Source organism: Actinotignum saccati, assembly GCF_051265055.1.
Lineage (GTDB): Bacteria > Actinomycetota > Actinomycetes > Actinomycetales > Actinomycetaceae > Actinotignum.
In genome coordinates this window covers 60027-81083 of sequence record NZ_JBOZCC010000010.1, presented here as the reverse complement: position 1 = coordinate 81083, position 21057 = coordinate 60027, and the positions used below count along the sequence as shown (strand labels likewise).

Here is a 21057-nt window from a genome sequence, read left to right as displayed (position 1 = left end):
CCCCCCCCCCCCCCCCCCCCCCCCCCCCCCCCCCGGAGCTAGCCGGTATCAACCGGTGGGGCCGGAGCTTTCGCGCCCAGCCTCTTAGCTATAGCTCTGAGCCGGTATGGATTCCGGCTCTAGCCGGTGTGGCCTTAGCCGCGGAACATCACGATCTTCGCGAATTCTTCCGCCTTGAGGCTGGCACCGCCCACGAGGGCACCGTCAACATCAGGCTGGGCCATGATTTCCTGCACGTTAGCAGCCTTGACCGACCCACCGTACTGGATACGAACCGCGGCAGCCGCATCCGCACCGAAGGTTTCTTCGATGCGAGCCCGGATAGCGCCGCAGACTTCCTGGGCGTCTTCCGGGGTGGCCACTTCTCCGGTGCCAATAGCCCAGATGGGCTCGTAGGCGATGACGAGCTTGGCAATATCCGCGGCCTGGAAACCGGCGAAGAGTTCGTCAATCTGGGAGACGACGTACTCCACGTGCCGGCCTTCCTTGCGCACCTCGAGTTCTTCACCGCAGCAGACGATAGGCGTCATGCCAGCGCCAAGAACCTTCTGTGCCTTCTGGCCGATGAGTTCGTTGCTTTCGCCGTGGTAGGCGCGCCGCTCCGAATGGCCCACGATGACGTAGCTGCACCCGAGCTTGGACAGCATCGAGGTGGAGATTTCGCCGGTGTAGGCGCCTTCGTCATGCACGGACACATCCTGGGCACCGTAGGCGATGCGCAGCTCATCCGATTCGCACAGAGTCTGGATGGAACGCAGGTCGGTGTAGGGGGCGAAAACCGCCACATCCACATCACCGTAGGTGAAACCGGCGTCATCCAGGGTCCACGCGACTTTTTGGACAAGGTGGGTAGCCTCAAGATGATCCATATTCATCTTCCAGTTACCCGCCATCAGGGGGGTGCGTGCCATTAATCCTCCAGAACAGCGATACCGGGCAGGGTCTTACCCTCGAGGAATTCGAGGGAAGCGCCACCGCCGGTGGAAATGTGGTTGAACTTCTCTTCGTCGAAGCCGAGGATGCGCACGGCCGCCGCAGAGTCACCGCCACCAACGATGGTGAAGCCTTCGGCGTCCTGCATGGCCTGGGCAACGCCCTTCGTGCCTTCGGCGAAGGCCGGGAACTCGAAGACGCCCATGGGGCCGTTCCAGACGATCGTCTTCGAGGAAGCGATCTTCTCCGCGTATTCGGCCACGGTTTCCGGCCCGATGTCCAGGCCCATACCGTTGGCGGGCATATCGGAAGCGGAAACGATTTCGGACTCGGCGTCCTTATCGAACTTATCGGCGACGACGACGTCAACCGGCAGGAGCAGCTCCACGCCCTTATTGGACGCGGTCTCCAGGTACTCGCGGGCCTTTTCGATCTGGTCATCTTCGCACAGCGAGGAGCCGATCTCATAACCCTTGGCGCGCAGGAAGGTGAAGGCCATACCGCCGCCGATGAGGAGAACATCAGCCTTGTCCAGGAGGTTCTCAATCACGCCGATCTTATCGGAGACCTTGGAGCCACCCAGCACCACGGTGTAGGGGCGCTCCGGATCCGCGGTGGCCTTGGACAGCGAATTAATTTCCTTGGCAACAAGCTCACCGGCGGCCGAGGGCAGCAGCTTCGCAATATCGTAAACCGAGGCCTGCTTGCGGTGCACCACACCGAAACCGTCAGACACGAACACATCGGCCAGCGCGGCGTATTCCTTGGCGAGAGCTTCGCGGTCAGCATCGACCTTCGAATCCTCGCGCTTGTCATAACGCACGTTCTGGAGCAGCACGATGTCGCCGTCGTTCAGGGCCTCAATCTTGGCCTTGGCATCCGGGCCCACGGTGTCCTCCGCGAGGGGGACCTCACGGCCGAGGAGTTCGCCCAGGCGCTTGGCTACCGGAGCGAGGGAGAATTCCGGCTTCGGTTCGCCCTTGGGGCGGCCCAGGTGCGCGGTAACGATGACCTTCGCCTTGGCGTCGAGAAGTCGCTTGATGGTGGGCAGCGCGGCGCGGATACGGCCGTCATCGGTGATGCGATCCCCGTCCAGCGGAACGTTGAAATCGGAACGAACAAAAACCTTCTTGCCGGTGAGGTCACCGAGCGATTCAATAGTCCTCATATTTTTCCTTTCGCGTAGGGAAGCCCGTGCGCGCTAGCGCACGCACGGGCTTCACATCAGCTCATCGCTTGATCTTTAGAGCTTGCTCGCAACGAGGTTGGCAAGCTTCACGAGGGAAGCGGCGTAGCCGTATTCGTTGTCGTACCAAGCGCCGATCTTGACCTGGCCGTCCATCACCTTGGTGAGGCCGGCATCGAAGATGGACTGGTGGTGATCACCGATGATGTCCGAAGAAACGATGGGATCCTCGGTGTAAGCGAGGGTGCCCTTGAGAGCGCCTTCGGAGGCTTCCTTCATCGCGGCGTTGATTTCTTCCACGGTGACATCGGACTTCTCAGCTTCGAAGGTGAGATCCGTGAGGGAGCCGGTGATGGTGGGGACGCGCACGGCGTAACCATCGAGCTTGCCCTTGAGTTCGGGAAGAACCAGAGCCACGGCCTTGGCCGCACCGGTGGTGGTGGGGACCATGTTCTGCGCGGCCGCGCGGGCGCGACGCAGATCCTTGTGGGGGCCGTCCTGCAGGTTCTGATCCGCGGTGTAAGCGTGGATCGTGGTCATGAGACCCTTCTTGATGCCGAACTTGTCCACGAGGACCTTCGCCACCGGGGCGAGGCAGTTCGTGGTGCAGGAAGCGTTGGAAATAATATTGTGCTTGGCCGGATCGTACTGATCGGAGTTCACGCCGATAACGAAGGTGGCATCTTCACCCTTCGCCGGGGCGGAAATAAGAACCTTCTTGGCGCCGGCTTCGATATGAGCCTGGCAGGCTTCACCGGTGCGGAAGCGGCCGGTGCACTCGAGAACGATATCAACCTCGAGTTCCTTCCACGGGAGGTTGGCCGGATCCTTTTCGGCAAGAACCTTGATCTTCTTGCCGTCGAGCACGAATCCATCTTCGGTTGCTTCAATCTCCACGGGGAGGCGGCCGCCGGCGGTGTCATACTTCAGCAGGTGGGCGAGAGTCTTGATATCGGTCAGGTCATTGACCGCGACGATCTCGAAATCCGCACCCTCGGCGAGGGCTGCGCGGACAGCGGCACGACCAATACGGCCGAAGCCGTTAATAGCAACGCGTACAGTCACTCTTTATCCTCCTCACGCGCCAGCTAGCGCGTTTCCAACTCGACTTCTTGTCTTTGAGAAGTCCGTCCGAGAACTTCTCTCGGAACCACTCACTATTCTACCGGTCACGTTCGGCTGGGGCTAATGCCAGTTGGAAGGAGCTTGCGAGCTTTGGCACAGAGCGAAACTTGAGAACGGCATAACACGCCCTTAGTCCCATTTTTGACTGTTCTATATTTCGACGACGGCGAACGCGCTACCGCGCGTTAGGACATTGCCGTGTGCCCTGCCGCCCGTACCGCGGCCATGGTGTCCGGAATGCCCAGCTCCTTGGCCCGTTTATCCGCCATGGAATTCAGCCGACGCAAGCGCCCGGCCACCGCATCTTTCGTGGCGCGCGGGGTGAGTTGCTCCCCGAGCAGGTTGAGGGAATCTTCCGGGTGGGCAATGCGGGCTTCGCCAGCCGCCCGCAAATTATCCGGCACATCCGTGCCGAGAATTTCAAATGCTCGCTTGACCCGGATCACCGCGATAACAGCGGCATCGGCACTGCGACGCATATTTGCGTCGTCGAAATTAGCAAGACGGTTAACCGTGCCGTGGACTTCCCGTTCCACACGTAATTCTTCCCAGCGCAGCACGGCATCATTGGCGCCCATGCGGGTGAGCATATCGGAGATCGCTTCTCCCCCGCGGATATCGATCCGGTGGGCCCCGCGCGATTCGCGTACCCGGTAGGGAATATCGAGGCGACGGGCCAGCCCGCCCAGGGCGTAGGCTGCCTCGAGTCGCGGGCAAATGATCTCCAGGGAAGCATTGCGCCCGGGTTCCATGAGGGTGCCCCGCGCCAGGAAAGCTCCGCGCCAGGCAGCGCCCGCATCGGCTTTCGAGCCGCCCACCACCGCGGGCGGAAGCCCCCGCACCGGCCGGCCGTGCGCGTCCAGGAGCCCGAGTTTCACGGCGATGCGCTCGGTATTTTCCGAGGAGCGCACCAGGAAACGCTGGCCCTGCCGCATCTGCGAGGAGACGGAAAGAAGTTCCGGTTCCACGGAGAAAAGCTGGCGCACCAATTCCCACAGGCGCTGCGCGGTAGGGCGGTGGCCCACTTCGGCCACCAGTTCCAGGGTGCGCGAACGCACGGCCAATCCCCCGCCGTACCGGAACATCGCGGTGAGTTCAGCCAGAGCGGCGGAAAGCGAGGCCGGTGTAACGGTGGCTAACTCATCTTTCACCGTACGTGTTAACGCGGACACGACTCCCCTTCCTTCTATGGTGGGACCGCTGCTGACCAGGGAATATCCCGGTTGTGGATTCTTCCCCGTGCGGGAGCTTCCGATTTAGGAATCTCCTATGACGCCTTCGAAGGCATCCCGATAGGCAGCGGCCAAACGTAGCGCATCGTGACGTGCGCGATTATCGCCCATTCTAACCTGTCGCAGCATGAGAGTGGCCCCGATGCCTTCGGCTTCCGCGGCCACTTCGCCAATATCGTCCACGCTGCGCGGATCGGCCACCACCACGTCAATGCGCAGATCAGGGGCGTGGCGGGCGAAGGAACGGATATGATCCGCGGCGCTCATCCCCCAGGTTTCGCGCTCGGTACGCAGATTGAGGGCGAGGACCCGGCGGGCCGGGGAGCGCACCAGGGCTGCGTGCAGATCGGGAACCATGAGGTGGGGAATAACCGAGGTGTACCAGGAACCCGGCCCGAATACGATCCAATCGGCTTCGTCGATAGCGGCGATTGCTTCTGGCTGGGCGGGAGGATTCTCCGGAATGAGGCTGACGTGCTCCACTTTGCCGCGGGCCGTTGCCACCGCCACCTGCCCGCGATAGAGCTGGGGGCCGTCTTCCTCATCAATGACTCGCGCCTCGATCTCCAGCGGAATGGGTGACATGGGTAGTACCCGCCCGTCAATGCGCAGCAGCTGGCCCACCCAGTCCAGGCCGGAAACCGTGCTCCCCAATTGTTCCCACATGGACACGATGAGGAGGTTCCCCATCGCGTGCCCGTTGAGGGGACCTTCGGAGGAGAAACGGTATTGCAGGACGTCGCGCCAGGTCTGGCCCCATTCGCCGTCGTCGCATAAAGCAGACAGCGCCATGCGCAAATCTCCGGGTGGAATCACGTTGAATTCATCGCGGAGGCGCCCCGAGGAGCCGCCGTCGTCCGCAACGGTGACCACGGCGGTGATGTTTTGGGTGATGAGTCGCAGGGCCGAAAGTGAGGCGTACAGGCCGTGACCGCCACCGAGGGCGACGACGCGCGGGCCGCGACTACCGCGCCCGCCCATTATTCGCGCCCCAAATCACGGTGGATGGTGCGCACCGAATGTCCGGCCGCCCGTAGCGCTTCGGATACCGCTTCCGCGATGGCCACCGAGCGGTGCTTCCCGCCGGTGCAGCCAATGGCGATGGTGGTGAAGGGTTTAAGTTCGCGGGCGTAGCCGGCCAGGATGGTGTGGATGAGGTGGGAGTACTCGCGCACAAAAGCCTCCGCGCCGTCCTGCTCCAGCACGAAATGAGCCACCGGTTCATCGTGGCCGCTCAGGTGGCGCAGCTCGGAAATCCAGTAAGGATTGGGCAGGAAGCGCACATCGGCCACATTATCCGCGTCCAGCGGCAGGCCGTATTTGAAGCCGAAGGACATGACCGTGACGCGGGTGGCTTCTGTTCCGGAGGTTTCGCCCACGAGGTGGCGGATTTTCCGGGAAAGATCGTGGACGGAGAGCCGGGAGGTATCGATCACGGAATCGGCGCGGCTGCGCAGGTCCGCGAGGAGTTTGCGTTCCGCGGTAATGCCGTCATAAAGCCGGCCGTGGCCCTGGAGCGGGTGGGGCCGGCGCACGCTTTCGTAGCGGCGCACCAGCGACGCATCATCGGCATCCAGGAAAATAATGCGGTAATTAATACCGCTATTCGTGAGATCGGTGAGGACTCCCAGGAGTTCGGCGAAGAATTCCCGGGAGCGCACATCCACCACCGCGGCCATCCGCGTCACTTTCCCATTTCCGGAGAGCAGCCCGGCCAGGGCACTGAGCAGGCGCGGCGGGAGGTTATCTACCACGTACCAGCCCAGGTCCTCCAGGGTGGCAGCCGCTCGGGAGCGCCCCGCGCCGGACATTCCCGTCACAATAATGATTTCCGGGACGTTGGCCGGCGGTAGTTCCGTGCTGCAATCAGCGGCCGGAACGATGGCGGGGATACGGGAAGTATCGTTGATGTCACGCGTGTCACTCATATCTCCATCATGCCACACGGCGCGGTCCGCGTTACTCCTCCGGCGGGGCTTCGTTAATGGCTACCGCACCCAGTTTGCGCGAAGCCACCCCGTTATTCTTCACCCAGTGCTTCCTTAATGGCTGCCGCGAGCACCGGGCCGATGCCCGGTACTTCGGTGAGCTCCTCGATGCTGGCGTCCCGGATGCGTTTGACCGAGCCGAGCGCGTTCAGCAATTTCTTTTGCTTGGCCGGGCCCAGCCCTGGGATGGCGTCGAGCGCGGAGCGGGTCATTGCCTGGCCGCGTTTCTTGCGGTGGAAGGTAATGGCGAAGCGATGCGATTCATCGCGTAGTTGCTGGAGCAGGCGCAGCGCGGGCGAGGTACGCGGGAAAATAACCGGGAACTCCTCCCCCGGGATCCACACTTCTTCCAGGCGTTTGGCCAGGCCCACCACTCGCACATCGGCACCGAGCTCATCGACTACCCGCTGGGCAGCATTGACTTGCGGGAGCCCGCCGTCCACCACGAGGAGGTCGGGGCGGTAGGCGAAACGGCGCGGTACCGCGGTGGGCGCGCCTTCGTCTTCCACGCCGCCGGCATCGGCGGCGTGCGCGGCGTCGTCGTTTAAACGGCGCAGCCGGCGGCGCAGCACTTCGTCCATCGCGGCGGTATCATCGCGCGCCCCCTGGCCTTCCGGCCCGCGCACGATGAAATGACGGTAATCGGAGGTTTTCTTCAGGCCGTCTTCGAAGACCACCATGGAGCCAACCTGTTGGTGACCCTGGGTATGGGAAATATCGTAGCCTTCGATGCGCAGCGGGGCGCGATCCAAATCCAGGCCGATGCGCAGTTCTTCCAGGGCTTGGGAGCGAACAGTAATATCGGCGGCCCGCGCCAGCTTGTTACGGTCAAAAGCCTGTTTGGCATTCGCGTGCACGGTATCCGCGAGCTGGGCTTTCGGCCCGCGCTGGGGGCGTTTGAGGTGGACCGGCCCGCCGCGCCGCTCGGCAAGCCAGCGTTCCAGCCCGGCCCGATCCGTGGGGAAAACCGGCACCCAGATCTCCCCCGGGATGGCCCCGGGCGGTACGTGGTCGCGGTCATCAACGGAGGTGCCGGCCCGCACGGTCCGGTCCCCCTGGGTGCCCACCCCGCGGTAGGAGTCATATTCGGGATTGCCGTAAATATGGAGGAGCAGCGCGTTGATAATATCGGCCGGTTTGGTACCTTCGGTTTCCGTCACCCAGCCGCGCTGCCCGCGGATTCGCCCGCCGCGCACGTAAAAAATCTGGACCGAGGCATCAATTTCATCGGATTCCAGCCCGATAATATCGGCGTTGAGATTGGAATCGAAGACCACAACATTGCGTTCGGTTGCGGTTTTCATCGCGGTGATTTCATCGCGTAGTTTCGCGGCGCGTTCAAAATCTTCCACGGCAGCTGCTTTTTTCATTTCCGCGGTGCGGGCGCGAATAAAATCGCTGCCGTCCGATTCCATGAATTTTACGAATTCTTCGGCGACGGCGCGATTCTCCGCCGCGCTCACCAGCCCGGCGCAGGCCCCGTTACACAGCCCGATATGGGTATTGAAGCAGGGCTTGCCGGTGCGCTGCCCCCGCCGAAATTCCGCATCAGAGCACGAGCGCATAGTGAAGACGGGAAGCAGAGCGTCCAGCACTTTCCGGATCGCCCACACCTTGGTGTACGGCCCGAAGTACAGGGTGCCTTTGCGGTGCTTTTCCCGGGTGATATAGGCGCGCGGGAACTCCTCCCCCAGGGAAACCGCCAGGTAGGGATAGGACTTATTATCCCGAAACATCACGTTGAAGGGCGGTTCGAATTCCTTAATCCAGGAGTACTCCAGGGTGAGGGCCTCGATTTCACTGCCCACCACCACCCACACCACATTGGTGGCGGTATGCACCATGGTGCGGATACGCGGGATGAGGCGTTCGGGCGGCTGAAAATAATTCTGGAGCCGGTTGCGTAGATTCTTCGCTTTCCCGACGTAAAGAATGCGCCCTTCACCGTCCACGAAACGGTAGACGCCCGGGTCGGTGGGAATGGACGACGGCGCCGGGCGGTAGCTGCGTGGATCAGCCACGGCCGGTCACCTCCTCGTCTCCTCCAGGAGCGGGCGGAGGAATTGCCCGGTATAGGATTCTGGCACCGCGGCGATCTGTTCCGGGGTTCCGGTGGCGACGACGGTGCCCCCGCCGGCGCCTCCTTCCGGCCCCATGTCAATAACCCAATCCGCGCATTTAATGACATCGAGATTATGCTCGATAACAATCACGGTATTGCCTTTATCCACGAGGGATTGCAGCACCAGGAGGAGTTTGCGGATATCCTCAAAATGCAGGCCCGTGGTGGGCTCATCCAGGATGTAGACGGTGCGGCCGCTGGAGCGGCGGTGCAATTCCGAAGCGAGCTTGACGCGCTGGGCTTCCCCACCGGAAAGCGTGGTGGCCGATTGCCCCAAACGTACGTAGCCCAGGCCCACCCGTTCCAGGGTGGTGAGATAGCGGGTGATATTCGTAATGGGATCGAAGAATTCCGCGGCCTCGTGAATAGTCATATTAAGAACTTCAGAGACGTTCTTCCCGCGGTACTTCACTTCCAGGGTTTCCCGGTTGTAGCGGGTGCCGTGGCAGACCTCGCAGGGCACATACACATCGGGAAGGAAGTTCATCTCAATTTTCACGGTGCCATCGCCCTTGCAGGCTTCACAGCGGCCGCCCTTGACGTTAAAGGAGAAGCGCCCCGGGCCGTAGCCGCGCACCTTTGCCTCCTGGGTTTGGGCGAAGAGCTGGCGCACTTTATCCCATACTCCGGTGTAGGTGGCCGGATTTGAGCGTGGGGTGCGTCCGATAGGAGACTGATCCACGTGCACCACCTTATCGAGTTCCCCTGCCCCGGTGACCTCCCGGTGGCGCCCCGGAACGGTATGGGCGCCGTTGAGCTGGTTCGCTAGGGAACGGTAGAGGATCTGATTGACGAGGGTGGATTTCCCGGAGCCGGACACCCCGGTCACCGCGATAAAGGTAGAGAGGGGGAAAGACACCTCCACATTTTTGAGGTTATTTTCCCGGGCGCCCCGCACCGTGATTTTCCGCTGCGGATCAACAGTGCGCCGCTGCTGCGGCGTCGTTATAGCACGTTTCCCGGATAGATAGGCACCGGTCACGGATTCTTCGCACGCACTCAAACCCGCAACGTCTCCGGCGTACACAACGTGCCCCCCGAATTCTCCCGCACCCGGGCCGATATCAATAACGTAATCGGCGGTGCGAATCGTTTCTTCATCGTGTTCGACGACGATAAGGGTATTCCCCAGGTCGCGGAGCTTAACGAGGGTGCCGATGAGTTTTTCGTTATCGCGCTGGTGGAGGCCGATAGAGGGTTCGTCGAGCACGTAAAGCACGCCCACCAGGCCGGAACCGATCTGGGTCGCGAGGCGGATACGCTGGGCTTCCCCGCCCGAAAGCGTGGAGGCGCCCCGCGCCAGGGTGAGATAGGACAGCCCCACATCCACGAGGAATCCCATCCGTACCTGGATTTCGCGCAGTACCTGCGCGGCGATCTGGGCTTGGCGCGCATCGAGTTCAACGGAGTCGAGGAAGGCTTTGGCGTCGTCGATGGCGAGGGAGCACAGCTCGAAAATATTGAGGTTTCCGATGCGCACCGCCAGCACATCCGGCTTGAGGCGGGCACCGTGGCAGGCCGAGCAGGCAATCTCCCGCATATAGCCTTCGTAACGTTCCTTCGACCAGCTGGATTCGGTTTCCCCGTGCTTGCGTTTGACGTAGCCGAGGACCCCCTCGAAACCGGTGGCATAGGTTTTTTCCCGGCCCCAGCGATTGCGGTACTTGACGGTCACCTTGTAGTTATTGCCCTCCAGCAGGGCCTTCCGCGCTTTCTTGGGGAGGTCCTGCCAGGGGGTATCCACATCGAAGCCGAGTTCCTCCCCCAGGGCTTCCATCTGGCGGGTGAAGAAATCCTGGTGGCTCGTCCACGGGGCGATGGCGCCCTCCCGGAGAGTTTTTTCCGGATGCGGAACTACAAGGTCCGGATCTACTTCCAGGGTGGAGCCCAGGCCATCGCACGCCGGGCAAGCCCCGTAGGGGGCGTTAAAAGAAAACGTGCGCGGTTCGATTTCTTCCAGGGCGAGGGCGTGCCCGTTCGGGCAGGAGCGGTGCTCGGAAAAACGCCGGGAGCGTTCTTCGCCTTCGGCTGCGTCCACGAATTCCACCACCATGAGCCCGGAGGAGAGCCCGAGGGCCTGTTCTACCGAATCGGTGAGGCGGCTGGTGATGCCTTCGCGCACCACCAGGCGATCAACAACGACGTCGATATTATGGCGCAATTTCTTATCGAGGCTGGGCGGGTTGTCCAGGCGGATATCTTCGCTATCGACCCGGGCGCGGGTGTAGCCGGCCTGGGCGAGATCCGTGAACACATCCGCATATTCGCCCTTGCGGTCACGTACCACCGGGGCGAGAATCTGGAAACGGGTACCTTCCGGGTAGGTGAGGAGGGTATCCACGATTTGCTGGGCGCTTTGGGCGGTGATTTTCGCGCCGCATTCCGGGCAGTACTGCACCCCAGCCCGCGCGTACAGCAAACGCAGGTAGTCATAGACTTCCGTAACCGTGCCCACCGTGGAGCGCGGGTTACGGTTGGTGGATTTCTGATCGATGGATACCGCCGGGGAGAGCCCCTCGATAAGGTCCACATCCGGTTTATCCATCTGGCCGAGGAACATGCGAGCGTAGGAGCTCAGCGATTCCACGTAGCGGCGCTGCCCTTCGGCAAAAATGGTGTCAAAAGCCAGGGAAGATTTACCGGAACCCGAAAGCCCGGTAAAGACAACGAGTTGATCGCGGGGAATATCGACCGTGATATTACGGAGGTTATTTTCCCGCGCGCCCTGGACATGGATAACATCACTCACCCGGCCAAGCTTACACGGTTGAACACAGGTTCGATAACCGGATGGTGCAATGTTCACGCTAGGCTGGTTCCCATGGCACGTAACCGAGCACGTCTCCTCCGCTACCGGCCCGATCCCCTGGTGGCCGGCATTATCCTCGCGATGATCGCCGGGCTTCTTATTCCGGCACGCAGTGTGGTTCGGGCGCACCTGGGTACGGTTTCCGACCTCGCGGTGGCCTGCGTTTTTCTGGTGTACGGGATGCGGCTGCGCACCCGGGACGTGCTGGCCGGGCTGCGCAGTATTAAACTCCAAGGTCTGGTGTTCCTGTGCACCTACCTGATTTTCCCGCTTCTTGGTTTTGCCCTGGGCCACCTGGTGGCGCCTTTTCTGGGCCCGGCATTCGCCCTCGGTTTCCTCTACCTGGCGCTACTGCCTTCCACCATCCAGTCCTCGGTAACCATGGTGTCCATTGCCCGCGGGAATGTGGCCGCCGCCGTCACTTCCGCTACCGTCTCCAATATTGCTGGGATTTTCCTCACCCCGCTGTTGGTGCTGCTTTTCCTGCACGTGGAGGGCGCTTCGGCCGGATCAATTAATTCGGTGCTCCTCAAGCTGCTCCTGCCCTTTATTATCGGGCAGTGCCTTCAGCCCTGGGTGGGCACTTGGTTTCGGGCTCACCCGCGGCTGGTGCGCACGGTTGATAACACCTCGATTATCCTCATCGTGCTCTCCTCCGTGCTCAATGCCACCGCGGAAGGTGCCTGGGCGGGGGTGACGCTCTGGACGATCCTCGGCCTGCTCGCCCTGTGCTGCGTACTGCTAGCCGCCATGCTTTCGATTACCTGGTGGCTCGGGGGTCTGGCGCGGATGACCGTGGAGGATCGCATCGTGGTGCTCATGTGCGGTTCGAAGAAATCATTGGCAACGGGGCTCCCGATGGCCAAGGCACTATTCTCCCCGGCCACGGTCGCCCCGCTGTCAGTTCCGGTGGTTATTTTCCACCAGTTACAAATTTTTGTGTGCGCGATTCTGGCTCGCCGCCTGGCGCGGCGCAGCGCCGATTAGTGCGGCGCCACAGCAATGAGCCCGGTTCCACGCCGATGACCCCGCTAGTCTGGCTGGTGCCTGACGCGCCTCGTGCTACCGGCACGCACCACCTTAGTTAGCGCCGCCGCCAGCTGCGCCGTCGTCGTCGTTCTTCTCCTTACGCGCGAGAGAACGCGAGCGAAGCAGGGACGCCACCACCGTCACCACAATAATGACCACGATGACGAGCAGCGAGCTCAGCGGCGTGAACTCGAAGAAACCGGTGGCAATATCGTAATGGTGCAGGGCTTCGAAAATGAGTTTGAAGCCGATGAAGGCGAGGATTGCGGCCAGGCCGAAGTGCAGGTAAACGAGGCGTTCGAGCAGGCCGTCGACCAGGAAGAACATCTGGCGCAGGCCCATGAGCGCGAAGGCGTTTGCCGCGAAAATAATGAAGGGTTCGGTGGTGAAACCGAAGGAGGCCGGGATGGAATCGAGGGCGAACATGAGGTCGATCCCGCCGATGGCGATAATGCACAGCAGTAGCGGGGTGATATAACGCTTGCCGCCGCGCTTCACGATGTAGTGGTCGCCGTGGTAATCCTCGGCCACCGGGAGGGTGCGGCGCGCCAGGCGCACGAAGAAGTTATCGGCTTCTTCGCCCGTCGGTTCGCTTTCCGAGAGCCCCTCTTTGACCTGCGAGAATGCGGTCCACAGCAGGAAGGCACCGAAGAGGAAGAAGGACCAGGCCAGGGATTCCACAATAACTTTGCCCAGCACGATGAAAATAAAGCGCAGGCACAGCGCAATAACAATGCCCCAGAACAGCACTTTTTGCTGGAGGGCACGGGGAACCGCGAAGGAGCCCATAATAATAATGAAGACGAAGATATTATCGACGGAAAGTGAATATTCCACGCCCCAGACGCTGAAGAATTGCAATCCGAAGGTATCTCCGTGGCGCCACCACAGGTATCCGCCCAGGCAGACGGCCAAGAAAATATAGAACAGCAGGAAACCGGCCGATTCTTTCATGCTGGGTTCGTGCGGTTTGCGCACATGGGACAGCAGATCAAAGGCGAAAATACCGATAACGACGACGAAAAGCAGAATCCACTCGGCCACATGGACCGACATCTGCTCGGGCGTGCTCGTGAACGGCAGCACACCCGTGGCGTATGAAAGCATAAATACCCTCCGGATGGAATGACCGGAGGTCTCTCCCCACCCGCCGGGCGCACGGCCGCGGCAGGTCTCCGATCCGGACGACCCGGGTGGGTCTCGTGCTGACGAATCGGTGGTTGATGGGAATACTCCCCTCCACGAGTGCACACTTTACACGATGGGGAGCGGCGCCGAGCCGCGTTTCATATGTGGTTTGCGTACCGTGCGTGGTGCGCGCTTGCGGGCGCACGGCTCGCGTGTGCCTCCGGTGCCGCTCCCGTGCAGCCGTTTTATTTTTGGGCCTGCTGGGAATGCCACAGCTCGCTTTTCAGATCCTTGATTTCATCGCGGTAGCGCGCCGCGAGCTCAAATTGGAGCTGTTCGGCGGCCGCGTGCATCTGCGCGGTGAGCTCGGTAATGAGTTCGCGCAGCTCTTTCCCGCCCTGCGCGCGGGCGATTTCCGCTTCCGAAGCGCGGGCCCGGGCATGCGCGGGTTCCTGGCGATACCCGCCGGCGAGCAGCTGTTCGGTATCCACATCCTCGCGGGCCAGCATATCGGTCACATCCGCGATGCGTTTGCGCAGCGGCTGCGGATCAATACCGTGTTCCCGGTTGTAGGCGAGCTGCTTCTCCCGGCGCCGATTCGTTTCATCAATAGCCTGCTGCATATTCGGAGTGATGCTATCCCCGTACATATGCACTTCCCCGGAAACATTACGGGCCGCACGCCCGATGGTCTGAATAAGCGAGGTGGTGGAACGCAAAAAGCCCTGCTTATCGGCGTCGAGAATCGCCACGAGCGATACTTCCGGAAGATCCAGGCCCTCGCGCAGCAGGTTAATACCCACGAGCACATCGAATTTCCCGAGCCGCAGCTCCCGCAGCAGCTCCACGCGGCGCAGGGTATCCACATCCGAATGCAGGTACTCGACCCGCACCCCGCGATCCGCCAGGTACGCGGTGAGATCCTCAGCCATTTTCTTCGTCAGCGTGGTGACGAGGACCCGCTCATCGCGTTCGGCCCGCAGCCGCACTTCTTCGAGCAGATCATCGATCTGCCCTTCGGTGGGCTTGACTTTAATAAGGGGATCCACCAAACCGGTGGGTCGAATAATTTGTTCGACGACGCCGTCCGCTTGGCCAAGTTCATATTTGCCAGGCGTCGCGGATAGGTACACGGTTTGGCCGATGCGGTCGAGGAATTCCTCCCATTTGAGGGGGCGGTTATCCATGGCGGAGGGCAGCCGGAAGCCGTATTCCACCAGGGTGCGCTTACGGGACATATCCCCTTCGTACATGGCCCCAATCTGGGGAACAGTCACGTGGGATTCATCGAGGATAAGGAGGAAATCGTCGGGGAAATAATCGAGGAGGGTATTCGGGGCGGTACCCGGGCCACGCCCGTCAATATGCCGCGAATAGTTTTCAATACCGGAAGTTGTTCCAATATTGCGCATCATCTCAATATCGTAGCTGGTGCGCATTTCCAGGCGTTGCGCCTCGAGAAGCTTATTATGGGCGCGCAGATACTCCAGGCGTTCGGCAAGTTCTTCCTCAATGGAGCGGATAGCGCGTTCCATGCGTTCGGGGCCGGCCACATAGTGGGAGGCCGGGAACACATGCGCGGTATCGGTGCGTTGGATAACATTCCCGGTGAGCGGGTGGAGGAGGGAAATTCCATCAATCTCATCACCGAAGAATTCAATGCGGATAGCCAGCTCTTCGTACACCGGGATAATCTCCACGGTATCGCCCCGCACTCGGAAGGTGCCGCGGGTGAAAGCAATATCGTTACGGGTGTATTGCATGGACACGAAGGTGCGGAGCAGCTCATCGCGGTCCAGTTGCTGGCCCACGTGGAGTTGCACCATGCGATCAACATATTCCTGCGGGGTGCCCAGGCCGTAAATGCAGGAAACGGATGCCACCACCACGGTGTCCCGCCGGGTAAGGAGCGAATTGGTAGCCGAATGGCGCAGGCGCTCTACCTCATCGTTAATGGAGGAATCTTTTTCGATAAAGGTATCGGTTTGGGGAACGTAGGCTTCCGGCTGGTAGTAATCGTAATAGGAAACAAAGTATTCCACCGCGTTATTGGGCATGAGTTCGCGGAATTCTGCCGCCATTTGCGCGGCCAGGGTTTTATTTGGCTCCATAATGAGGGTGGGGCGCTGCACCTGTTCGATAAGCCAGGCGGTGGTGGCGGATTTTCCGGTACCGGTGGCTCCCAGTAGCACCACGTCCTTTTCGCCGTCGTTAATGCGGCGGGTGAGTTCGGCAATCGCGGCGGGCTGATCACCCGAGGGGCGGTACTCGGAAATCACTTCAAAAGGCTTATCGCTGCGCACAATCTCAGAATCAAGAGCCATAGTGGCGAGCTTACTAGCCCGGTCCCGGATTGGGGTATGAAATACGCCAGTGGCCGGATAACGGCCCGAAGAATTCGGGACGGTATCCGGCCACTGGGCGCCGTCGTCGTAACAAACGACTATCGGTTGCGTTCAACTACGTTTTCTCGCTGCTGGGCGAACGTAGCAACCGAGAAAACTGAGCCGCCGGGACAACTTAGCCGAGCTGCTCAACCGTGGCGTGCAGGGTGAGCGTGGCGCTCTCCCCCGGCGCGAGCTGCGGGGCGCCTTCGCGCACCCGGGTCGCTTCCACGCACACAAAATGCTTCCAGGCATCATCGGGCATATCCGCATTCGCGGCCGAGCCCTTCGTGCCCGGGTTCCACACCACGGACTTATCGGATTCTTCCGAGCTCAGGGTGATCTTACGGTTCCCGCCCGCGTCCACGAGCACAATATCGCCCGCGAAGGGGTAGAAACGATCCACGGTCTGGCCTTCGAGTGCCTCAAAGGGCCCGGCCGGCAGCTGCGCATTATCGGCGAGGCGATCAATACCGCCCTCTTCGATACCTTCGATGCGAAGCGCCTGGGCATCCACCGCCCAGTAGGCGTGGAGAGCCAGCTCCGGGGCAATGTTTTCCGTGCCGGTATTGGTCGCGCTCAGCCGTACCCAGAAATCGCTGCCCAGGTGCACGGTGTAGGCGAGCTGGAGGGAATCGCCCAGCTCTCCGCCCAGGGCGCTGCCCGCGAGGGTGAAGGTCGCTTCCACCGCGGTGGAATCCCCACTCACGGATTCGAGGGTCCAATCCTGGATGCGGGCCCAGCCGTGCAGGCCGTTATCCGACGGGCCGAACCACGGGGCTACCACCGGGATACCACCCCGGATAGGAGTGCCCTGCGTGAGGCCGGATAGTTCGCTCATGTAGAGGACGTCCTCGAAGCCAGCCGGTTTCCAGGAGGCAACGTGGGCGCCGTAGGGGAAAACGGTACCAGATACGGTATCGGTGTTAATCTCCAGCGCGCTCAGGTCCCCACGGGTGACGAGGCTGACGCCGGCGATATTCTGCTCGGCAAAGGGAATGCTCTGCGTCATGTGTACTCCTTGTTTTTCTTTATGTGTGCGATGCGGGCGACCATACCGGCCGCCCGCATCTTCTTGCTCATGCCTTAGCCGAAGAACGGCGAGAGGCACATTACGTACGCCAGTGAGACCAGCGAACCGGAGGCGAGCAGGCCGCCCCACGTCTTCAGGGTGTCCTTGATGGACAGATCGAAGTATTCCTTGAAGAGCCAGAAGGACGCGTCATTAATATGCGTCATGAAGTTGGAGCCCGCGGCGGTGGCGAGCACGAGGAGCGTGGGATCCACGCCCGCCTGCATCACGCCGGTCGCCGGGTCCATAACAGCCGCACCAATAATGGAGGCGGCGGTCATCGCGGACACCACGCCCTGGCCGGTGGCCAGGCGGATAAGAACGGTAATGAACCACGCCATGATGTAGGGCGAAACCGCGCCCGCGCTCATGAAGCCGCCGATGTAATCGCCGATACCGGAGTCGATAACAACCTGCTTGAAGGCGCCACCGGCACCGATAATCATGACAACGCCGGCAATAATGGAGACGGCCTTATTGAACTTGTCCATAACCCATTCGCCCTTGTGCCCGCGCTGAATACCGAAGAGCAGCATGGCGAGCACCAGCGCCACGGACATGGCCACCGGGGAGGAGCCGAAGAAGTTGAGCCACTGGCCCAGCGTCGATTCCTTATCCACCCAAATATTAGCGATGGTCACCGAGATCATAATGATGGCCGGGCTGAGCGGCACGATGAGGGAAACGAAGAACGAGGGCGGATTGACCGCGGCTTCCTTATCGTTTTCATCACCGGACATGAACTTCGGCACCGGGCGCTCGAGGTTGCCGAGCACCTTGGGCAGCAGCACGCCACCCACGATGACCCAGAGGATAGCCATGGGAATACCGAGGAGGTACACCATGCCGGCATCCGCGTGGTACTGGTCAATGAGCGCAACCGGACCGGGCTGCGGCGGGAAGATGGAGTGAGCAACCGTGGTGGCGCAGACGGCCGGAATGGCCAGGCGCAGCCACGGCACCTTTGCTTCCTGAGCAATAGAAATAACGAGCGGAGCAATCATGAGGAAGGCAACTTCGTAGAACATCGCCAGGCCGAAAATAAGACCGATGATAATGACGGCGATGCGCACGAAGCGCAGTCCGAAGCGGCGGATGAGCCCCGATGCCAGCACGTGAGACGCACCGGAGTCCACCATGAGGCGGCCGATAACTGCACCGAAAACAACGATAATGGCGAGCGAACCCAGCGTAGAACCAAAACCGGTGGTGACGGTCTTGAGAGTTTCCATCGGGCCCATGCCGTTACAGAGCGCCACCACCACGGCGGCGAGCAACAGCGCGAGCATCGAATTCACCTTGAACACGATGTTGAGCACGAGCATCAACGCAATGCCCACGAGCAGCCAAACAATTGGCATAGCTTTTTAACCTCTCAAATTTTAGGCCCCATCGCCGCGCATCGTTGCTTCGTGGCGACGAGACGTACCATATAGCGAAACGGTCATTTCACTATCTGTAAATGGTACTCCCTCTTACGCTGAGAGTAAACACGGTGCCGGTCACCTTTTTACTTGCGTTTCTCTTGATTCTTTTACGACGACGCCGGCGCCTGCGGCGCCGCCAGCCAGCTCTCCGCACACTGGGTAACAAGGTTCTCCAGCTCCGCGCGGCTTCCCGCATTCCAGATCCAAATATGGGCCAGGGCGCGGCGGGCCTCATCATCTACCTGGTTGCGCATCCGGGCTTGGGCATCGGCCCGGGTCATCCCCCGGCCCCGCAGGTGCTCAATTCGTTGTTCTTCCGGGGCCGCCACAATAATGACGCAATCGACTTCGCGATCAGCGCGGGTTTCTACCAGGAGCGGCACATCGTAGACCGCCAGTTGGCCAGGGGCGGCACTGGCGAGGATATCCCGGGCCCGCGCGATGATGGCGGGATGGGTGAGGGCTTCGAGCCGGTGGCGGGCGACCGGGTTAGTGAAGATATGTGCGGCGAGGGCCGCCCGGTTGAGGGCGCCGTCGTCGTTTAAAATATCGGGACCGAATGCGGCAGCGAGTTGCGCGAGAACAGGACTACCCGGGGCGGTGATTTCCCGAGCGAGGGCGTCGGCGTCGGCGATGATCGCGCCGCGTTTGCGCAGGACCTGGGTGACAGTGGATTTGCCGGCGCCGATGCCGCCGGATACCGCGACCCGCAGGGCGCGGCCGCGCGGGTGGGTGAAGGGGCGCAGCAGTTGTGCGCTGGCTCCCCCGATTGTTAGTGCGTTCACCGTTTCAGCTTAACAATGCGCCCGGGAGAAAGAAAACGCCGCCGGCGCTCCCCCGAAGAGGTACGCCGGCGGCGGTACAAGGTGTTGACTCGCGGTAGCGTGCTGCTATGGGCTATAGCCTGGACGTTCCCCTGCTACGCGCGGCAGTCTAGCTGCTACCCGCGGAAACGCGAACCTTAGTTGTTGGTCAGCTTCTCACGCAGAGCGGCGAGAGCTTCATCAGCATCCGAGTCAAGCGAGCCGCTCGGTTCGGAGGTGGAGCTGTAGCTGGCCGGGATATCCGCGGCCGGTTCGGCAGCGGCAGCAGCCTGGGCACCGGCGGCAGCATCGGCTTCGAGCGCGGCAGCAACCTGGGCCTTGTGCGCTTCCCAACGGGCCTGGGCCTGGGCGTATTCATTCTCCCATGCCTCGCGCTGAGCTTCGTAGCCCTCGAGCCATTCGTTCGATTCGGGATCGAAGCCTTCGGGGTACTTGTAATTGCCGTTTTCGTCGTAATCAGCGGCCATGCCGTAGAGCGAGGGATCGAAGTCCTGGGAGTTCGGATCCACGCCTTCGTTCGCCTGCTTGAGGGAGAGCGAGATGCGGCGGCGGTCCAGATCGATATCGATGACCTTGACGAAGACGTCGTCGCCCACCTTGACAACCTCTTCCGGGGTGTCGATGTGGCGGGAAGCCAGCTCGGAAATGTGGACGAGACCTTCGATGCCGTCCTCCACGCGCACGAAAGCGCCGAAGGGAACGAGCTTGGTCACGCGACCCGGAACGATCTGGCCGATCGCGTGGGTGCGGGCGAAGGACTGCCAGGGATCTTCCTGGGTGGCCTTGAGGGAGAGCGAGACACGCTCGCGGTCCATATCAACATCGAGAACTTCGACGGTGACGGGCTGGCCAACTTCGACAACCTCGGACGGGTGGTCGATGTGCTTCCAGGACAGTTCGGAAACGTGAACGAGGCCGTCCACACCGCCGAGGTCCACGAAGGCACCGAAGTTGACGATGGAGGAGACGAAACCTTCGCGCACCTGGCCCTTCTGGAGCTGGTGCAGGAATTCGCCACGGGCCTGGGACTGGGATGCTTCCAGCCAAGCGCGGCGGGAAAGAACCACGTTATTGCGGTTCTTATCAAGTTCGATGATCTTCGCTTCGAGTTCGCGGCCAATGTAGGGCTGCAGATCGCGCACGCGGCGCATTTCAACGAGCGAAGCGGGCAGGAAGCCACGCAGCCCGATATCAACAATCAGGCCGCCCTTGACGACTTCGATGACGGTACCGGTCACGACACCATCAGCTTCCTTGATCTTCTCAATTTCAGCCCAGGCGCGTTCGTACTGCGCACGCTTCTTCGAGAGGAGGAGACGACCTTCCTTGTCTTCCTTCTGGAGGACGAGGGCTTCTACCTGGTCGCCAATTTCCACGACATCATCGGGATTGACATCGTGCTTGATCGAAAGTTCCTTGGAGGGAATAACACCCTCGGTTTTGTAGCCAATGTCGAGCAACACTTCGTCATGGTCGACCTTGACAACGGTTCCTTCGACGAGGTCACCATCGTTAAAGTACTTGATCGTCTTATCGACGGCGGCAATAAGTTCTTCCTCGGAGCCGATATCGTTGACGGCAATCTCGGGGAGAGTCGAAGACTCGGGGGTGGTATTAGTCATTAACTGATAACTTCCGGACACTATTGTGAATATTTGCTTGGGACCGATGGATATCGGCCAGTGCGGCGGGTGCTCACACCAGTTCTCCATACTACGCGGAAAAGCTTGGCTAGTGCAAGGTATCCGGGCTGAAATCGGAGTGGCGTGAGCCCCGTTCTCACGGGGCGTTGCGGGCG

15 protein-coding genes are annotated in these 21057 nt (G+C 61.1%); 1 reads left to right on the top strand and 14 read right to left on the bottom strand.

What is annotated here, in order from left to right; genetic code table 11:
- Nucleotides 1–134 precede the first annotated feature (134 nt).
- The 8 genes from tpiA to uvrA all read right to left on the bottom strand — a co-directional run bounded on the left by tpiA (nucleotide 135) and on the right by uvrA (nucleotide 11335).
- On the bottom strand, nucleotides 135–911 hold the full coding sequence (gene tpiA / locus ACRQEC_RS08260; RefSeq protein ID WP_026429336.1) for a triose-phosphate isomerase: 777 nt from the start codon (nucleotides 909–911) through the stop codon (nucleotides 135–137).
- Nucleotides 911–2101: a phosphoglycerate kinase gene (locus ACRQEC_RS08255; RefSeq protein ID WP_284890190.1), complete on the bottom strand. Its 1191-nt coding sequence runs from the start codon at nucleotides 2099–2101 to the stop codon at nucleotides 911–913. Before ACRQEC_RS08255 ends, tpiA begins: the two co-directional genes overlap by 1 nt.
- Before the next feature lie 75 nt (nucleotides 2102–2176).
- Nucleotides 2177–3184 (bottom strand): type I glyceraldehyde-3-phosphate dehydrogenase, encoded by a 1008-nt coding sequence (gap, locus tag ACRQEC_RS08250; protein WP_284890189.1) that lies wholly within the window; start codon nucleotides 3182–3184, stop codon nucleotides 2177–2179.
- 245 nt (nucleotides 3185–3429) lie between these two features.
- The gene (whiA, locus tag ACRQEC_RS08245) at nucleotides 3430–4416 is read right to left on the bottom strand and encodes a DNA-binding protein WhiA (RefSeq protein ID WP_026429333.1); all 987 of its coding nucleotides are present in this window, start codon (nucleotides 4414–4416) and stop codon (nucleotides 3430–3432) included.
- 84 nt (nucleotides 4417–4500) lie between these two features.
- Nucleotides 4501–5457, bottom strand: coding sequence for a gluconeogenesis factor YvcK family protein (locus ACRQEC_RS08240; protein WP_087070769.1), 957 nt, complete (start codon nucleotides 5455–5457; stop codon nucleotides 4501–4503).
- Nucleotides 5457–6404 carry an RNase adapter RapZ gene (gene rapZ / locus ACRQEC_RS08235; RefSeq protein ID WP_284890188.1) on the bottom strand — a complete coding sequence of 316 codons (948 nt, stop codon included), beginning with the start codon at nucleotides 6402–6404 and terminating at the stop codon, nucleotides 5457–5459. Before rapZ ends, ACRQEC_RS08240 begins: the two co-directional genes overlap by 1 nt.
- A gap of 92 nt (nucleotides 6405–6496) precedes the next feature.
- Complete coding sequence (uvrC, locus tag ACRQEC_RS08230) at nucleotides 6497–8485, bottom strand: excinuclease ABC subunit UvrC (RefSeq protein ID WP_284890187.1); 1989 nt, start codon at nucleotides 8483–8485, stop codon at nucleotides 6497–6499.
- Nucleotides 8486–8491: 6 nt separating this feature from the next.
- On the bottom strand, nucleotides 8492–11335 hold the full coding sequence (gene uvrA / locus ACRQEC_RS08225; RefSeq protein ID WP_284890186.1) for an excinuclease ABC subunit UvrA: 2844 nt from the start codon (nucleotides 11333–11335) through the stop codon (nucleotides 8492–8494).
- 72 nt (nucleotides 11336–11407) lie between these two features.
- Here uvrA and ACRQEC_RS08220 point away from each other — a divergent pair, with 72 nt between their 5' ends.
- On the top strand, nucleotides 11408–12382 hold the full coding sequence (locus ACRQEC_RS08220) for a bile acid:sodium symporter family protein (RefSeq protein WP_284890185.1): 975 nt from the start codon (nucleotides 11408–11410) through the stop codon (nucleotides 12380–12382).
- Nucleotides 12383–12475: 93 nt separating this feature from the next.
- On the opposite strand, the gene ACRQEC_RS08215 is transcribed toward ACRQEC_RS08220, so the two are convergent.
- The 6 genes from ACRQEC_RS08215 to rpsA all read right to left on the bottom strand — a co-directional run bounded on the left by ACRQEC_RS08215 (nucleotide 12476) and on the right by rpsA (nucleotide 20881).
- Nucleotides 12476–13531: a TerC/Alx family metal homeostasis membrane protein gene (locus ACRQEC_RS08215; RefSeq protein WP_284890184.1), complete on the bottom strand. Its 1056-nt coding sequence runs from the start codon at nucleotides 13529–13531 to the stop codon at nucleotides 12476–12478.
- A 266-nt stretch (nucleotides 13532–13797) separates the two neighbouring features.
- The gene (gene uvrB / locus ACRQEC_RS08210) at nucleotides 13798–15876 is read right to left on the bottom strand and encodes an excinuclease ABC subunit UvrB (protein WP_284890183.1); all 2079 of its coding nucleotides are present in this window, start codon (nucleotides 15874–15876) and stop codon (nucleotides 13798–13800) included.
- Nucleotides 15877–16072: 196 nt separating this feature from the next.
- Nucleotides 16073–16948 (bottom strand): D-hexose-6-phosphate mutarotase, encoded by an 876-nt coding sequence (locus ACRQEC_RS08205; RefSeq protein WP_284890182.1) that lies wholly within the window; start codon nucleotides 16946–16948, stop codon nucleotides 16073–16075.
- 74 nt (nucleotides 16949–17022) lie between these two features.
- The gene (locus ACRQEC_RS08200; protein WP_284890181.1) at nucleotides 17023–18369 is read right to left on the bottom strand and encodes a gluconate:H+ symporter; all 1347 of its coding nucleotides are present in this window, start codon (nucleotides 18367–18369) and stop codon (nucleotides 17023–17025) included.
- 173 nt (nucleotides 18370–18542) lie between these two features.
- Complete coding sequence (coaE, locus tag ACRQEC_RS08195; RefSeq protein ID WP_284890180.1) at nucleotides 18543–19220, bottom strand: dephospho-CoA kinase; 678 nt, start codon at nucleotides 19218–19220, stop codon at nucleotides 18543–18545.
- A gap of 176 nt (nucleotides 19221–19396) precedes the next feature.
- Nucleotides 19397–20881: a 30S ribosomal protein S1 gene (gene rpsA / locus ACRQEC_RS08190; RefSeq protein ID WP_284890179.1), complete on the bottom strand. Its 1485-nt coding sequence runs from the start codon at nucleotides 20879–20881 to the stop codon at nucleotides 19397–19399.
- Nucleotides 20882–21057: the final 176 nt, after the last annotated feature.

Coding starts and splice junctions, on each gene's coding strand:
- tpiA (WP_026429336.1), bottom strand. CDS start 911: ATGGCACGCACCCCCCTGATGGCGGGTAACTGGAAGATGAATATGGAT.
- ACRQEC_RS08255 (WP_284890190.1), bottom strand. CDS start 2,101: ATGAGGACTATTGAATCGCTCGGTGACCTCACCGGCAAGAAGGTTTTT.
- ACRQEC_RS08240 (WP_087070769.1), bottom strand. CDS start 5,457: ATGGGCGGGCGCGGTAGTCGCGGCCCGCGCGTCGTCGCCCTCGGTGGC.
- rapZ (WP_284890188.1), bottom strand. CDS start 6,404: ATGAGTGACACGCGTGACATCAACGATACTTCCCGTATCCCCGCCATC.
- ACRQEC_RS08220 (WP_284890185.1), top strand. CDS start 11,408: ATGGCACGTAACCGAGCACGTCTCCTCCGCTACCGGCCCGATCCCCTG.
- ACRQEC_RS08215 (WP_284890184.1), bottom strand. CDS start 13,531: ATGCTTTCATACGCCACGGGTGTGCTGCCGTTCACGAGCACGCCCGAG.
- uvrB (WP_284890183.1), bottom strand. CDS start 15,876: ATGGCTCTTGATTCTGAGATTGTGCGCAGCGATAAGCCTTTTGAAGTG.
- ACRQEC_RS08205 (WP_284890182.1), bottom strand. CDS start 16,948: ATGACGCAGAGCATTCCCTTTGCCGAGCAGAATATCGCCGGCGTCAGC.
- ACRQEC_RS08200 (WP_284890181.1), bottom strand. CDS start 18,369: ATGCCAATTGTTTGGCTGCTCGTGGGCATTGCGTTGATGCTCGTGCTC.
- rpsA (WP_284890179.1), bottom strand. CDS start 20,881: ATGACTAATACCACCCCCGAGTCTTCGACTCTCCCCGAGATTGCCGTC.